Genomic DNA, 14531 nt, shown 5'->3' on the forward strand with positions numbered 1-14531 from the left:
GTGTACATGAATGAAGTATTAAAGAAGTTTTCATACCAAGAAGCGATTGACCGTGCAAAAGAGTTGGCTGTTACTTTACAATCCCAGCCAAACCTTGGCGAAGAATTAAGACATCAGCCAGCTGAAACCATCCAGGAAATTATTTCATCAGGCTTAGTTCGATCCTTAGTGCCAGGCCGCTGGGGCGGGCATGAACTGAATTGGAAGACGTTAGCTGATACAGCAATTGAAATATCAAAAGGAGATGCTTCTACGGGTTGGTGCTATTCACTCCTTCTCTTGCATAATTGGATGCTGGCTTTTTTTCCAAATCAAGCTCAGGCAGATGTTTGGGGGGATAATCCAGATGCTTGTCTTGCTACATCGATTAATCCTAGTCATGATTCCTCCATCTCCCGTGTGGATGGAGGATATAAGCTAAGCGGCAAATGGGGATTCTCATCAGGGATCAATCACTGTGATTGGGTAATGATTAGTGCTCCTGCGCCAGTTTCAGAAGATGAAACCAAAGCTTTATACTTCCTCGTGCCAAAAAGTGACCTAAAAGTGATTGATGTTTGGCACGTCATTGGGATGAAAGGAACAGGTAGTAATTTATTGCAGTTAACGGATGTTTTCGTTCCTGACCACCGAACAATGGAATTAGAGCCTTGGAATTTACATGGGATCTCTCCTGGGATGGACCTGAATACTGCACCACTTTACCGTATCCAATTGTCGGCTGTTATGCCAGTTACACTTTTATCCGTTATTCTTGGAGCAACCAAAGGTGCATATGCAATTTGGCGTGACCAGGTCATTGGAAAAAATAAATCAAGGGGCGGCGTGGCAGTCGCGAACTTAACCCATCAACAAATTCGGCTTGCCAAGGTAGCTGCAAAGATTGAAGCAGTGGACGCACTTTTACACAAATCCTTGGAACTTGTAGAGTCTGGACGGGTACTTGATTATCCAGAGCGTGTACGCTTGCGCTGTAATTATGCCTATTGTGGAGAAATGTGTACAGAGGCAATGGAGACCATATATACTAGTAGCGGTGCGGCTGCTTCTAGTGAGAGGCATCCTCTACAACAGTTTTGGCGTGATATTCATGCTGGCGCACAGCATACCGCTTTCAATTTTGACTGGGTCGGAGAACTCTTCGGAAAGCTTGAGCTCGGCCTTCCAGTAAAAGTGGAATATTAAGAGAGAAGGAGAGAAACATAATGACAAAAACTCTAGATCGTCTGAGCCCAGGGCTCGCTTCTTCTTTACAGGGAGAAAAGATGGTTTCCTTGATCACCGTCGATGCGGAAACAAAACTACCGCAATTGAGTGTGGTTTCTTGGGTAAATGCGAATCCAGATGGTACACAGATAAAGTTAGCCCTTGGTAACAAAGCATCCAGTATTACTAATATCCAAAGCAATCCTACCGTAATCGTTGGAATGATTGGCGAAGGAAGCTGTTATTCTGTCCGTGGAAAGGCTACTGTTTCTGAAGTAATCGAGAAGACAATGAAGTTTTGTGTGGTTACCATTGATGTTGAAGAAGTGGAAAATGTGATGTTTTACGGTGGTAAGGTGACAGTTGAACCGGAATATGAAAAGACGTACAATCCGGAACTTGCCAAGAAATTAGATACAGAAGTTTACGAGCTTCTTAGGTAGAGAGGAATTATGGATACCAGCACGTTGTGGAAAATCAATTAGAGAAACAAATAGTTTAAAGAATGAAACAGCAGACAGAATTTTATTTTTGTCTGCTTTTTTTTTATAAAATGAATATATTTTCTTGTTAAAACAGTTTTCTTTTAAAAGGTTACGCGTATCATCAGCTGGCAGAAAATATCATTCACATCAACGTGGGATTTTTCCCAGCTGCTTGTATCAGCAATTCGTAAAAGCAAGCTACCACTTTTAACTAAACATTAACTACTTCTTCTTTAGATGAGTTTCTAGCTATATCGTCTCTTACAGTAATACCTGCTACAACTAATTCTGCAATTTTTTCAGCAAATTGTGGCAGATATTCTTTATGTGCAATTAAAAGCTCATCTAGAACACGCTTTGCCGTTTCACCACTAGGAATGAGCGGATTTATCGTAAATGCTTGCAACGCTAATCCGTAATCACCGGTTACGGCTGCCTCCTCTACACATAGTTCCATATTCTTCATTACTTGCAGCCAGCCTCTTTCGGATGGTGGCAGAGATCCAAAAGCAATTGGCCTTGCACCTGCAGCACCAATAAGTTTGATGTTGTTAAAGTTGAATAAAATCTTTTTTGGTTATACGATCATGAATAGTGCATACGGGCTCATCTAAGTTTGGATACCTATCATAGAGATATCCCTGTTTTAAGGAGCGAAGTTCACACATGATTATGTGTAACATGACAATGTCCCGATCTAATTGTTTGCTGAGTTTTAGGACATCAGGATCAGAGGGTCCCTTATTCCTTTTCAATTCAACCAAACTCTGGCGGTATGAATTGATACGCTTACTTAATTCTATGGCATTCTTTAGAATCATGAGCCTCATCTCCTTTCTATATTCATCAAATTTTTTTAATCTATATACTTAATAACTAACCACTATTTGATAAAAGAAATAGTTTAAAAGAAAAGAATACATAACCTTGTGAATTTTACTTTTAGTGATCATGGAAAGATAGGAACAGTGCCTAAAGCTAAACAAAATCATTAAAGTAAACAATGTGTGAAAGAATCTTGTATCCTTCTAGGTCTTTGAAAGCTTCTTTTGCTTCTTTTTCTGTGTTATATTCATACATGGTTATATTTAAATTTGAATAAAGAGTGATAACCCACATAAAAATTTCCTTGTATCTCAAAATAATAAATATAAAGTTAAAAGCAAATATAAATTTTCCTCATAAATGGAATCTACTTTTTTTATTGCCATCAAAATTTTAGAACGTTATAGATTTCTGAACCCCAATCATATCCATCATGAGATGTGTCGATCCTAGGGCTGATCCATTGTTAAAAATGCAGCTAATTCTTTACTTTTTTGTTTTCTTTCTTTACGCATTCTTGCCCGCTCGGAGGCGGTTTCATGTAATTTTTTCTCTTCTTCTGTTTCTGGGATGACATCCGGAACCCATGTTGGGCGCTTATGCTCATCAAGTGCGACAAATGTTAAGAGGGCAGTCGCCGCGATTTTACGCTTACCGCTTTTTAAATCTTCCGCGATAATTTTCACAAATACTTCCATTGATGATGTGCCTTTCCATGTCACATAAGATTCAAAACAGACAGAATCGGTAGGGCGTACTGGATGTAAAAAATCGACGGAATCCGTTGAAGCAGTTACACATTCGCTTCGACTATGGCGCGCTGCGGAAATAGAGGCGACTTGGTCTATATCACTCATTAACCGGCCGCCAAATAATGTATTATGATTATTCACATCGTTTGGGAATACACGACTTGTTCGTATCACTCTTGATTCTTTACAATATTTAGCTTCCATTGATGGATCTCCCTAAAGTTTTAGCTTTCTAATAATAAGGTTTCTGGATCTTCCAACAATTCTTTTACCATAGCCAGGAAGCTAACGGCTTCTTTCCCATCCACAATTCGATGATCGTAAGACAGTGCGATATACATCATCGGACGGTTTGCCATTCGTTCACTATCAATTGCTATTGGCCTTGTTTGGATCTTATGCATACCGAGAATTCCAACTTGCGGACTATTCAAAATCGGTGTGGACATTAAAGATCCAAAAACTCCACCATTTGTAATCGTAAAGGTTCCACCTTGCAAATCATTCAAAGTGAGGGCGTTATCACGAGCCTTTTTACCAAGATTACCGATTTCTTGTTCGATTTCCGCAAAATTTTTCTGGTTCGCATTGCGTACAACTGGAACGACCAAACCTTCTGGAGCTGCAACGGCAATTCCGATATCGTAAAACTTCTTGATCAGCAATTCATCCCCTTGAATTTCTGCATTTAAAAGAGGGAATTGCTTTAAGGCTGAAACCACTGCTTTTGTAAAAAATGACATAAATCCAAGACGAACACCATGTTTATCGAAAAAGGCATCTTTCCGCTTATTGCGTAAATCCATAATCGCAGACATGTCAACTTCGTTAAATGTGGTCAACATCGCTGCTGTTTGTTGGACCTCTACGAGGCGTTTAGCGATGGTTTGACGTCTCCGAGACATTTTTACACGTTCTACAGGTTTATCAAATTCCACATCATTTTGTTGTTCCTTTCGTTTTGGACTTGCCTTTTCCAATTTTGGTTCTTCTTTTACCGGAGGTGCAGGTGAATAGGCTTTGACATCATTTGACTTAATTCTGCCTAGTGGGTCACTGCTATTTACCTGATTTAAATCGATTCCCAGTTCTCTTGCCCATTTTCTTGCAGCTGGAGAAGCAATCGGTCGGTTGGCTTTCGGAAAATCTTGCTCTGACCGGATGGTTTGTTGATTTAAAGTTTCTTCTACCGATTTTTCCGGAGCTGTTGTGGTGACAACGGTTTCCTCAGCTGTGCCATCCTCAATAATTGCAATTACATCGCCTACTTCCACCGTATCGCCTGTGTCTTTTAATACCTTCGTAACTACACCTGAATATTCAGCATTTAATTCTATATTGACTTTATCTGTTTCCAGTTCTACGACACTATCTCCTTTGGATACTTTGTCACCAATATTAATTAGCCATTGTGAAATCGTTCCTTCTGAAATGGATTCTGCTAACTCCGGTACCTTAATTTCCATCAAGTTTCATCTCTCCTAAGAATATTAAGTAATATTTTTATCTTGGTATTTGCTGTTGATCATTGTTAGCTTCTAACTAACTCTCTTTCTTGTTTCTGTGTATCTATTAAAAGATTAAAATTCAAAGCCTGTTGGACAATATGTTCTTGTTCCTTTTTATGAACGTTGGAATCGCCTACTGCCGTGCTTGAACGCGCCTGTCGTCCAATGTAACCGACTGTCAGTTTGCTGGAAGCAAGTTCAAAGAGTGTAGGGGCGATATAATGCCATGCTCCCATATTCTTTGGTTCTTCCTGTACCCAAACGATTTCCTTCAGGTTCGGATAGCGCATTAAAATATCTTCTACTTTTTCCTTCGGGAATGGATACAATTGTTCAATACGAATTATGTGTATTTCGTCTAATTTTTGAATTTCTTTACTTGAGTCAATTTCCACAGCCAGATCGATGGCCATCTTACCAGTCGCTAACACGAGCCGCTTCACTTTTTCTCTCCTTTTTCCGAGCTCTGGTTGTTCCACAACCGTTTGGAAACTGCCATCGCTTAGAGCAGTGCCAGGAGAAGAGACCAGCGGATGACGAAGCAGACTTTTTGGTGTCATAATGACCAGCGGCCTGACGAATTCTGTTCCTAAGATGGATGCTTGCCGGCGCAAAATATGAAAGTATTGGGCAGCACTAGTCAAGTTTGCTACCGTCCAGTTGTTTTCTGCCGCCAACTGTAAAAAGCGTTCAAGACGGGAACTGGAGTGCTCTGGACCCTGGCCTTCATAACCGTGAGGCAAAAGAAGAGTAAGCCCTGACTTTTGTCCCCATTTAGCTCTAGCGGATGAAACAAATTGATCAAACAGAGGTTGTGCTGTGTTAGCAAAATCACCGTATTGTGCTTCCCATATGACAAGTGTTTCAGGAGCAAAGACATTATAGCCATATTCAAAACCTACAACAGCCGCTTCAGACAGTGGGCTATTATGCACCGCAAACGAAGCGCGGGCTTGCGTTAGATGATGCAAGGGTGAATAGGTTTCGTTGGTTTCTGTGTCATGCAGCACAATGTGACGCTGAGCGAACGTTCCACGCTCAGAATCCTGTCCCGTTAGCCGGATCGGTGTGCCTTCTTTTAACAATGTCGCGAATGCCAGCACTTCTGCTACCGCCCATTCTACTTTCCCATTTTCCTCCAGTGCTAGTTCACGGCGTTCCAGAATCCGCTTTAATTTTGGATAAACGTGAAAGTTTTCCGGCCATTTCAGCAATTCATGATTTAATTCACAAAGAGTATTAAGCTGTATATTTGTTTCCAATTGCGGAATTCCTTTCGTGATAACCTTAGGAACCTCTACAACTGCCGATCGCTCATCATGCTTCGTCTCTGACACTTGGTCATATTCCGCTTGGAGTTTTTCTTGCACGCTACGATTGATTTGTTCGACCTCTTGTTCATTCAAAATACCTTTCTTTCTCAACTGTTCGGAATATAAGGCTTTTACGGTTGGATGGCCCGCAACTTTTTTGTAAACCTGGGGCTGGGTGACCGCAGGGTCGTCCATTTCGTTGTGGCCAAATCGGCGGTATCCGACTAAATCAATCAAAAAATCCTTGTGGAAACGGGCACGGTATTGATAGGCAAGACGAACAGCTGCCAGACAAGCTTCTGGATCATCCGCATTTACATGCACAATTGGGATCTCAAAACCTTTTGCCAAGTCACTCGCATATCTCGTAAAACGAGAATCATGGCTATCTGTCGTAAAGCCGACCATGTTGTTCGTGATGATATGAATGGTCCCGCCCGTTTGATATCCTTTTAATCCACCTAAATTTAAAGTCTCCGATACAATTCCCTGGCCTGGAAATGCAGCATCGCCATGGACCAGTATCGGAAATGCTTTCTTAACATCTTGCTTGGGATATCCTGCCTTTTGACGTTCTTCTTGGGCTGCTCTTGTAAACCCTTCGATTACTGGATCGACAAATTCAAGATGACTCGGATTATTCGCTAAGGTAATCCGTGTACGAAGGGGACTGTCACACTCGACGAACCGGTTGCACCCTAAGTGGTATTTCACATCTCCTGTCCAACCCTCACTAATATCGACTAAATCTTCCGATGGTCCTTGTTGTTTGGCGTAAGAGTGCTGAAACTCAGAGAAAATCTTGCTGTATGGTTTATTTAATACATGTGCCAAGACACTTAAGCGGCCACGATGAGCCATTCCAATGAGGATATTTTGTACTTGATCCCCGACACCTTCGCGAATCGCTTCATTTAGCATAGGTACAAGCATGTCTACACCTTCAATAGAAAATCGTTTTTGACCGACAAAGGTTTTATGTAAGAATTGTTCAAATCCTTCCACCTCCGTCAAACTCTTTAATAGGTTTGCTTGTTCTTCTTTCGATAAGGAGCGGTGCATACTCCTTGTCTCCACTATCCTAGTTAACCATGCTTTTTCGTCCATATTATCAACATGGTTAAATTCGTAGGCTAGTGTAGAGGTATAAAGATTCTTTAAATGGTTTATCGCATCCCAAGCGGTTTGAACGCCTTCAGGTGTATCCTTCCAAACGAGTTTAGCTGGAATCGCTTTCAAGTTGTAGTCACTTATCCCATGTTTTTCAGGGTTGAACAAGTCACGGTGTTTTTCATTCCCTTCTAAAGGGTTCATATTTGCCGCTAAATGTCCATGTGAGCGAATGTCTTCTAGAAGTTTTACAACTTTCATCACTTTCTCTATATCTACTGAATTATCTGGAATAACAGATCCATGTTTGATATTTTCTTTCAATTGACTTGTCTCAAAAGACAAGGGTGATCCCCATGTATTAAATAACTCTATTAATTTTGGCTCGACAGTATCTATACCGTTCATATAGCGCTCATATTGTTCGATTACATAGCCAAGGTTTGGACCATTCAATTTCCTCCATGGATTTCGTTGATTTTCCTGTTCTTCCATTCTGGAATACCCCCATGATTGAGTTTTCGTATAATATTATTTGGATAGGTTATAGAAGTAATTAACATTGATTAAGGATAAGGATAATGCAATAATGAAAATAAATAAAATTGAAAAAAATTATTTTTACTTATAAAAAATCTTTATATCATTACAGGGTGGGACAATGGATTACCGTGACTGGGAAATACTGAAGGTACTTTATAATCAAAAAAATCTTACAAAAACAGCTCGATTATTATTTCTTACTCAACCTGCATTAACGAGTAGATTAAAGCATATGCAGGAAGAGCTGGGGGTTACAATCGTAACCCGTGAAAGTCGTGGCGTGCATTTTACCCCACAAGGAGAATATCTTGTCCAATGTGCTGAGGAGGCCCTTGCTCATTATGAGAAGATAAAAGAAAATGTCCAAAATATGGGTAATAACGAAAGTGATAAAGTGGTAGGTACGTTGAAATTGGGGGTATCTAATTTTTTTGCGAATTATGAACTTCCTTATATTTTGAAACTGTTTAAAAGCCAATTTCCCCATGTGGAATTCAAAGTGATTACGGGGTGGAGCAGAGACGTAACCCAACTTATACACAATAAAGATGTTCATATCGGTTTTGTTCGGGGAGACTATGGGTGCAGGGGATTATCGACACATCAATTATTTGAGGAAACCATTTGCATTGCTTCAAAGGATGAGATTGAAATTAGGGATCTTCCTCGTCTTCCTAGAATTGAATATAGAGGGGATTACTTATTAAAATCAACCATTGATCATTGGTGGGCTGAAAATTATGCACAAGCACCCTTTATCGGTATAGAAGTCGACCAAGTTGATACGTGTAAGGAAATGGTGATAAATGGTTTAGGATATGGTATCCTTTCCAGCAGGGTACTTAATGGCATAGAAGACTTATCCAAAGTCCTTATAAAAGATCAAGAAGGAAATCCTATATTGCGCAGAACATGGATGTATTATCATAAGGAATCCCTAGAATGGAATGTCGTTAAGGCATTCGTACATTTTATTGAAAATTTTAATTGGAAATATACTGGTACAAAGATAAAATAAAAGTGTATATCCCTAGTAGAATCGCTTCAGACCGACCAGCGTTTTATTTTAAATCAACTAAAATAAAACGCTGGTCGTTATTTTTGTATAAGTGTTTCCTTCCTCTTTTATAGTTTTCAATAGTTTTTTTTGGATATTTAACAATGAACATAAACTACCTTCATCGAGGGGGCTCTAATAGCCCGCCTAATTTAAATACAGAATTACTGTGCTCCATTTATAGCTATTAAAGGTTTTCCTTTTAAAACAAGCACTAGTTTTTAGATGCTTGTTTTTTCTTTAATGAAATGACCTTTCCCTTTTGCAGGAATACTATTGAACTGGATATCTAATATAAAATGCACAGCTCTTGATATATCGTAATATTCAAAAAAATGATCTATTAAGAAATTCTCTCAGCTTTCATTAGCATTGTTAATTCGCTGATTGCATTTTACGAATTACCACTAGGGTAAGATAGTATTATAAAATAGGCAGTTTCACTACGAACGATTCCATCTGTTTTCTTTTAGATGGTATCTATGCTGGTGTTTTTTCAAGCACTATAATAATAATCTCGAATTTAAACCCATATTTCCCAATATTTTATTCACAGAAAAAGTTCTAATAAAGTTATGGAAGAAGTTAAACACGATGATGTTTATTTCGGAAATTAAAACCCGAATTACTACTTTAATTTATAGATATTGGATTAATAACCAAAAGGACCCTAAAAAGGGTCTTTGATTAGCCATGCTGACGTGAAGGGTTTAAAAGGTAGTACCAAGCTGGCGGAGAATATCATTTACATCAACATGTGATCTTTTCTCTATGATTTTGCCGTTTTTAAACCGTAAAAACATCATAAGAGAGAACCTAACGGTACTACCGGTTGAAGTAATACTGAAAAATGGGATACCTGTGTGAGTACCTTCAATATAAAATACACTGCTTCTTGATCACCTAGCCTAAATCGACACGGTTTTCTCTTCTTTATAGCTTGTCTATTATTTATTGAATGTGTATGATTCTCCGTCTTCTGGCACTAAAACATTAGAAGTAATTCCTTTTTGAGTAATAAAGCTCTTTAATTCTTCTCTGGTTAATCCCCAATGGTTTACAGCTTCCATATGGACACAAATTATTTTTCCATCTGGAGCAGCTTTGTACACTTCATAGACATCATTTTTCCCCATGACTAGAGAACCGCCTTGAAAGAATTGATTATCACCGGCATTTACGACAATAATTTCTGGTTTTTGTGAGTCGATTACTTCTTGAACTGCTTCATACCATACTGTATCACCGGCAACATACAAAATTTTCTCCGATGGGTGTCTGAAGACAACACCACATACTAGACCAGCATGTTTTAAGATTTCGCCTCTCCCATGCTCGCCTTTTGTTTTAACTAATTGGATACCTTCAAAGACTGTATCCTGTTGTAAAACCTCTACATTTTGGAAACCAGTATTTCGAATTTCTGTTGCATCCTCTTCATTTTGTGCAAATACTTTGATCTCTTTTGGCAATGCTTCTTTAGCAACATCATCCCAGTGGTCTAAATGCAGATGAGTGACAATGACAGCATCAATATTTTGAATAATATTGTCAATGGATGTTGGTAAACTTACCAATGGATTATTTTGATCTTGTCTTGATGAATTTGGAAAAGGTGGGTAACTCCCTTTTTCTGCTAACATTGGATCAATTAGAAATTTTTTCCTCGCATATTCAACAACTATTGTTGCATTACGAATTTGTTGTATATCCATATTTTATAACCCCTTTATCTTTGAAATTTCCTTTAAACAATGTATAGTCTAAACTATGGACCCAAGAGGATACATAGATTAAATAAAGTCTTTTGGAGGTTTGACTTTATTTATGAAAGGAATTAAATATATGTTAGATAACACGGATATGAAAATCTTGAAGGAACTAACTAAAAACAGTCGGATTACAATGAAAGAATTGGGTGAGAAAGTACATTTGACTGGACCAGCTACGACGGCAAGAGTGGCAAAATTAGAGGATAATGGAATTATTGAGGGTTATACCATTAAAGTGAACCAAGTCAAATTGGGATATTATATACATGCTTTTATTACTATCATGACACAAAGCACTACTCATCAGCCATATTTGACGTTTATAAAAACACAAGAGAACTATCTAATAAATAACTATAAAATCAGTGGAGATGGTTGTTATCTCCTCGAATGTAAATTTCCATCCAATGAACTAATGAATCAATTTTTAGAGGAATTAAACGAGCATGCAAACTATAAATTATCGATTGTTATTAGTAAATAGCTATAGTAGTATATCGGTTATGCATAAAAAAGGACCTCCCATTCATGCTTCAGGATGTCCTCTGCCAAACTTTTTTAATGCAGTAATTTGGAGGTAGATAAACGATCAAATTCTAATGTTGGTTTTAACACACCGTTTACTCTCTCTAATTTAATATCTTGTCCACTTTAAATGCAGCAGTTCCTTTAATATTTGTAGAAGAAGCCCCCACTTTTATTTATTAAGCCTAAATTTGTCCTACTAATTGTCCTCACTGTTTTTTATATCTTCTGGACATTTAACTCGCACTTTTACAGAAATTTCATTTAGTCTATCTCCTGAAATTGCAAGAAATATATTATTGACATCGTTTTCAGATAGATATAAAATAGCACTATCAAAATTATTTGGATAGTTACTGTAAGGCAGGCTATACCATTTATGATATTATTTTTTAGATTCATTATTGTATAACCTTGGAGGAAGATGGTTTTTATGAAGATAGATAAGGTTATTAACAATAATTTAGTACGTTCCTATAAAGATGGTAAAGAAGCACTAGTCATGGGAAAAGGTCTTGGTTTTAAAAAGCAGAAAAATGATTTCATTGATGAAGCATTAATTGAAAGAATTTATGTGATTGAAGGAGAAGAAAATGGTAATTATCTAGAGGTGTTACTATCTAATATTCCTTACACATATGTTCAAACAACCAATGAAATTGTTAAATTTGCAACTAATTCCTTGGATAAAAAGTTAGATGATACCATTTGGTTGGGTTTAACAGATCATATTTACCATGCAATTGATCGTGCTAAAAAGGGGAAGACAGTAAGAAACGCTTTGTTATGGGAAATTAGTAGGTTTTATAATCATGAGTATCTAATCGGTAAAGAAGCATTGAAAATTATCGAAAAAAGACATGATGTAAAACTTAATGATTCTGAGGCAGGGTTTATTGCATTACATCTAGTTAATGCGCAAATGGATGATACAGTAAAGATTCAAGAAACAATGGAACTAGTTCGGAGACAAAAAAAAATAATGGATATAGTGAAATACCATTATGGTACAGAACTTAATGAAAGTTCCATACACTATGACAGGTTTATGACACATTTAAAATACTTTGTTAGAAGATTATCTAAAGGAAAAGAAGTTATCAAAGATGACTTAGGATTTTTAGATGTGATCAAAACAAAATATCCGAATGAATATAAATGTGCGAAACGAATTGATGAATATGTTCAAAAAGAACTCAATTGTAAATTGACAGAAGATGAAATTATTTATCTTGCTGTTCACATAAGAAGAGTAATTGCGGAAAGTGTTTAACATTAAACAGGCTTCGCATGTGGGATTGTTACGCTAGGCGGCTATACCCACCAGTTAAGGAAAGAGATCCTATTTTGATTTCCTTAACTGGTGGGTTTTATTTTTGAAAAAAAGGAAAATTAATAAATAGCGATTTGCTATGTGGGATTGTTACGCGATGCGGCTATACCCACCAGTAAACGAAAGGAATCATTTGTTGATTTCTTTCCTTTGCTGGTGGGTTTTATTTTGGGGAAATCTATCAGGAAATTAAAACAGGGGGAAAAAAATATGGAGTTTAAAAATCTAGCAGCTACTATTTTAGAAAAAGTTGGCGGGAAAGAAAATATCTCATCAGTAGGACACTGTGTGACACGTTTACGATTTAATTTAAAAGATAGTACAAAGGCCGATACTCAGACGCTTAAAAATATGAAAGGTGTTGTTGGTGTTGTTGATCAAGGTGGACAATATCAGGTCGTTATTGGAAACAATGTCCAAAATGTGTATAAAGAGCTTGTAGCATTAGGAGATTTTGATGATTCAAGCAATAATCATGAAAAAGAAAAAGAAAAAGGAATAATCAGCAAAGTATTAGATACAATTGCCGGTAGTTTTTTCCCTATCATACCAGCTCTTGCGGGTGCTGGTATGTTAAAAGCAGTACTTGCATTGTTAATGGCATTTAAATGGGTGACAGTTGAATCACAAACTTATCTGTTTTTAAACTTTATGGCAGACGCAGCTTTCTATTTTCTTCCTATCCTATTAGCAGCCTCTGCAGCTAAAAAGTTTAAAGTCAATCAATTTGCGGCAATGGCTATCGGTGCGATTCTAGTGCATCCAACGTTCATTACCATGACGAATGCTGCAAAAACTGCAGGAACCGATTTGCATTTTTTAGGAATTCCAGTTCCTCTTGTCTCATATGCATCATCAGTTATTCCGGTTCTTTTAGCTATCTGGTTTATGTCTTATGTTGAACCCTTTGTGGAAAAGATTATACCAAATTCTATTAAGACTGTTATTGCTCCGTTATTTACTTTAATTGTTGTAGCTCCAACAACATTAATCGTTATTGGACCATTAGGAAATTATCTGGGTCTAGTACTTGGAATGGGCGTTACTTTTCTGAATGCTCATGTGAGCTGGTTAGTCCCAACGTTAGTGGGTACATTTACGCCGTTTTTGGTTATGACAGGGATGCATTACGGTATTATTCCTATCGGTATGAATATGCTTGCAACAAAAGGCTTTGATACAGTTGCAGGCCCAGGAATGATGGTTTCAAATATTGCTGAGGGTGCAGCATCATTGGCTGTCGCCCTTCGTACAAAGAATTCAGATATTAAACAATTAGCTTCTTCGGCTGGTATTACAGCGGTTGTTGGTGTTACAGAACCTGCAATGTATGGTATTAGTTTAAGATTCAAAAGACCATTAGTTGCTACCATGATTGGTGGCGGAGTTGGAGGTCTGTTTATCGGTATCATGGGTGTAGGAAGATACGCTCAAGTTTCTCCAGGTATTTTCTCATTACCTAGTTATATTGGACCGGGCGGTTTTACAAATTTAATTTATGCAGCTATTGGTTGTGCCATAGCATTTGCTACATCATTTATTGTTTCATATATTCTTGGTATTGAGGATCCAGTTGAAGAATCCATAGCAAACAAAACAGAAAACAAAAAAGGTGTTATTTCAGATAAGGTAATCTATTCACCTCTCAAAGGAAAAGCAGTTGAACTGAAAGAAGTAGATGATGCTGTATTCTCGGAGGGGATTTTAGGGAAAGGTGTAGCGATTATACCGGAAGAAGGAAAAGTTTTTGCTCCTATTGATGGCACTGTAACAGCCTTTTTTGATACACATCACGCAATAGGCATTACTGGTGAAAATGGATCAGAAATTCTAATTCACGTCGGAATCGATACAGTTAAATTAGGAGGTCGCCATTATTCGCCAAAAGTGACAAAAGGACAAACAGTTAAAAAAGGTGACTTAATATTAGAGTTTGATATTGATGCAATTAAAAATGAAGGTTATCAAGTCATTACGCCATTTATTGTAACAAACTCAGCCGATTATGCCGATATTTTAAGTATCACAGGAAAAGATGTACAACCAGGAGAAGCTTTACTTAAATTAGCTTAATAATGGTGGGGATTGATTGCTCGTAAGGG

The 14531-nt window shown here is 37.7% G+C and carries 12 protein-coding genes and 1 pseudogene; 6 read left to right on the top strand and 7 right to left on the bottom strand.

The window, feature by feature from the left end:
• The first annotated feature begins 6 nt into the window (after window positions 1-6).
• Entirely contained in the window at window positions 7-1185 is a 1179-nt protein-coding gene (locus L1999_RS06760) for an acyl-CoA dehydrogenase family protein (protein ID WP_235742848.1), read from the top strand.
• Between the two features lie 20 nt (window positions 1186-1205).
• The gene (locus tag L1999_RS06765; protein WP_235742849.1) at window positions 1206-1649 is read left to right on the top strand and encodes a PNPOx family protein; all 444 of its coding nucleotides are present in this window, start codon (window positions 1206-1208) and stop codon (window positions 1647-1649) included.
• A 253-nt stretch (window positions 1650-1902) separates the two neighbouring features.
• Here L1999_RS06765 and L1999_RS06770 read toward each other — a convergent pair.
• The 5 genes and pseudogenes from L1999_RS06770 to L1999_RS06785 form a co-directional block, all read right to left on the bottom strand.
• Window positions 1903-2232 (bottom strand): annotated as a pseudogene (locus L1999_RS06770) (6-phospho-beta-glucosidase); the annotation flags it as partial.
• Between the two features lie 10 nt (window positions 2233-2242).
• A complete protein-coding gene (locus L1999_RS29540) occupies window positions 2243-2521 on the bottom strand; it encodes an aspartyl-phosphate phosphatase Spo0E family protein (RefSeq protein ID WP_345790881.1) in 279 nt (92 codons plus the stop codon).
• A gap of 444 nt (window positions 2522-2965) precedes the next feature.
• Window positions 2966-3472 carry an acyl-CoA thioesterase gene (locus L1999_RS06775; protein WP_235742850.1) on the bottom strand — a complete coding sequence of 169 codons (507 nt, stop codon included), beginning with the start codon at window positions 3470-3472 and terminating at the stop codon, window positions 2966-2968.
• Between the two features lie 20 nt (window positions 3473-3492).
• Entirely contained in the window at window positions 3493-4737 is a 1245-nt protein-coding gene (gene odhB, locus L1999_RS06780) for a 2-oxoglutarate dehydrogenase complex dihydrolipoyllysine-residue succinyltransferase (RefSeq protein WP_235742851.1), read from the bottom strand.
• 62 nt (window positions 4738-4799) lie between these two features.
• Entirely contained in the window at window positions 4800-7694 is a 2895-nt protein-coding gene (locus tag L1999_RS06785) for a 2-oxoglutarate dehydrogenase E1 component (RefSeq protein ID WP_235742852.1), read from the bottom strand.
• Between the two features lie 166 nt (window positions 7695-7860).
• On the opposite strand from L1999_RS06785, the gene L1999_RS06790 reads away from it, so the two are divergent.
• A complete protein-coding gene (locus tag L1999_RS06790; protein ID WP_235742853.1) occupies window positions 7861-8760 on the top strand; it encodes a LysR family transcriptional regulator in 900 nt (299 codons plus the stop codon).
• 749 nt (window positions 8761-9509) lie between these two features.
• On the opposite strand, the gene L1999_RS06795 is transcribed toward L1999_RS06790, so the two are convergent.
• Together L1999_RS06795 and L1999_RS06800 are read right to left on the bottom strand one after the other, a co-directional pair.
• Window positions 9510-9677 carry an ester cyclase gene (locus tag L1999_RS06795; RefSeq protein WP_345790899.1) on the bottom strand — a complete coding sequence of 56 codons (168 nt, stop codon included), beginning with the start codon at window positions 9675-9677 and terminating at the stop codon, window positions 9510-9512.
• Between the two features lie 69 nt (window positions 9678-9746).
• The gene (locus L1999_RS06800; protein ID WP_235742854.1) at window positions 9747-10514 is read right to left on the bottom strand and encodes an MBL fold metallo-hydrolase; all 768 of its coding nucleotides are present in this window, start codon (window positions 10512-10514) and stop codon (window positions 9747-9749) included.
• Window positions 10515-10644: 130 nt separating this feature from the next.
• On the opposite strand from L1999_RS06800, the gene L1999_RS06805 reads away from it, so the two are divergent.
• The 3 genes from L1999_RS06805 to L1999_RS06815 all read left to right on the top strand — a co-directional run bounded on the left by L1999_RS06805 (window position 10645) and on the right by L1999_RS06815 (window position 14502).
• Window positions 10645-11055 (top strand): Lrp/AsnC family transcriptional regulator, encoded by a 411-nt coding sequence (locus L1999_RS06805; RefSeq protein ID WP_235744279.1) that lies wholly within the window; start codon window positions 10645-10647, stop codon window positions 11053-11055.
• 474 nt (window positions 11056-11529) lie between these two features.
• Entirely contained in the window at window positions 11530-12369 is an 840-nt protein-coding gene (gene licT / locus L1999_RS06810; RefSeq protein ID WP_235742855.1) for a BglG family transcription antiterminator LicT, read from the top strand.
• Window positions 12370-12639: 270 nt separating this feature from the next.
• Window positions 12640-14502, top strand: a complete 1863-nt coding sequence (locus L1999_RS06815) for a beta-glucoside-specific PTS transporter subunit IIABC (protein WP_235742856.1) — start codon at window positions 12640-12642, stop codon at window positions 14500-14502.
• Window positions 14503-14531: the final 29 nt, after the last annotated feature.

Origin of the sequence: Neobacillus drentensis (assembly GCF_021560175.1) — a bacterium.
Lineage (GTDB): Bacteria > Bacillota > Bacilli > Bacillales > Cytobacillaceae > Neobacillus > Neobacillus drentensis_A.

Bases quoted from the DNA above. Each gene is read 5' to 3' on its own strand.
- L1999_RS06760 (WP_235742848.1), top strand. From the start codon at position 7: ATGAATGAAGTATTAAAGAAGTTTTCATACCAAGAAGCGATTGACCGT.
- L1999_RS06765 (WP_235742849.1), top strand. From the start codon at position 1,206: ATGACAAAAACTCTAGATCGTCTGAGCCCAGGGCTCGCTTCTTCTTTA.
- L1999_RS29540 (WP_345790881.1), bottom strand. From the start codon at position 2,521: ATGAGGCTCATGATTCTAAAGAATGCCATAGAATTAAGTAAGCGTATC.
- L1999_RS06775 (WP_235742850.1), bottom strand. From the start codon at position 3,472: ATGGAAGCTAAATATTGTAAAGAATCAAGAGTGATACGAACAAGTCGT.
- L1999_RS06785 (WP_235742852.1), bottom strand. From the start codon at position 7,694: ATGGAAGAACAGGAAAATCAACGAAATCCATGGAGGAAATTGAATGGT.
- L1999_RS06790 (WP_235742853.1), top strand. From the start codon at position 7,861: ATGGATTACCGTGACTGGGAAATACTGAAGGTACTTTATAATCAAAAA.
- L1999_RS06800 (WP_235742854.1), bottom strand. From the start codon at position 10,514: ATGGATATACAACAAATTCGTAATGCAACAATAGTTGTTGAATATGCG.
- L1999_RS06805 (WP_235744279.1), top strand. From the start codon at position 10,645: ATGTTAGATAACACGGATATGAAAATCTTGAAGGAACTAACTAAAAAC.
- licT (WP_235742855.1), top strand. From the start codon at position 11,530: ATGAAGATAGATAAGGTTATTAACAATAATTTAGTACGTTCCTATAAA.
- L1999_RS06815 (WP_235742856.1), top strand. From the start codon at position 12,640: ATGGAGTTTAAAAATCTAGCAGCTACTATTTTAGAAAAAGTTGGCGGG.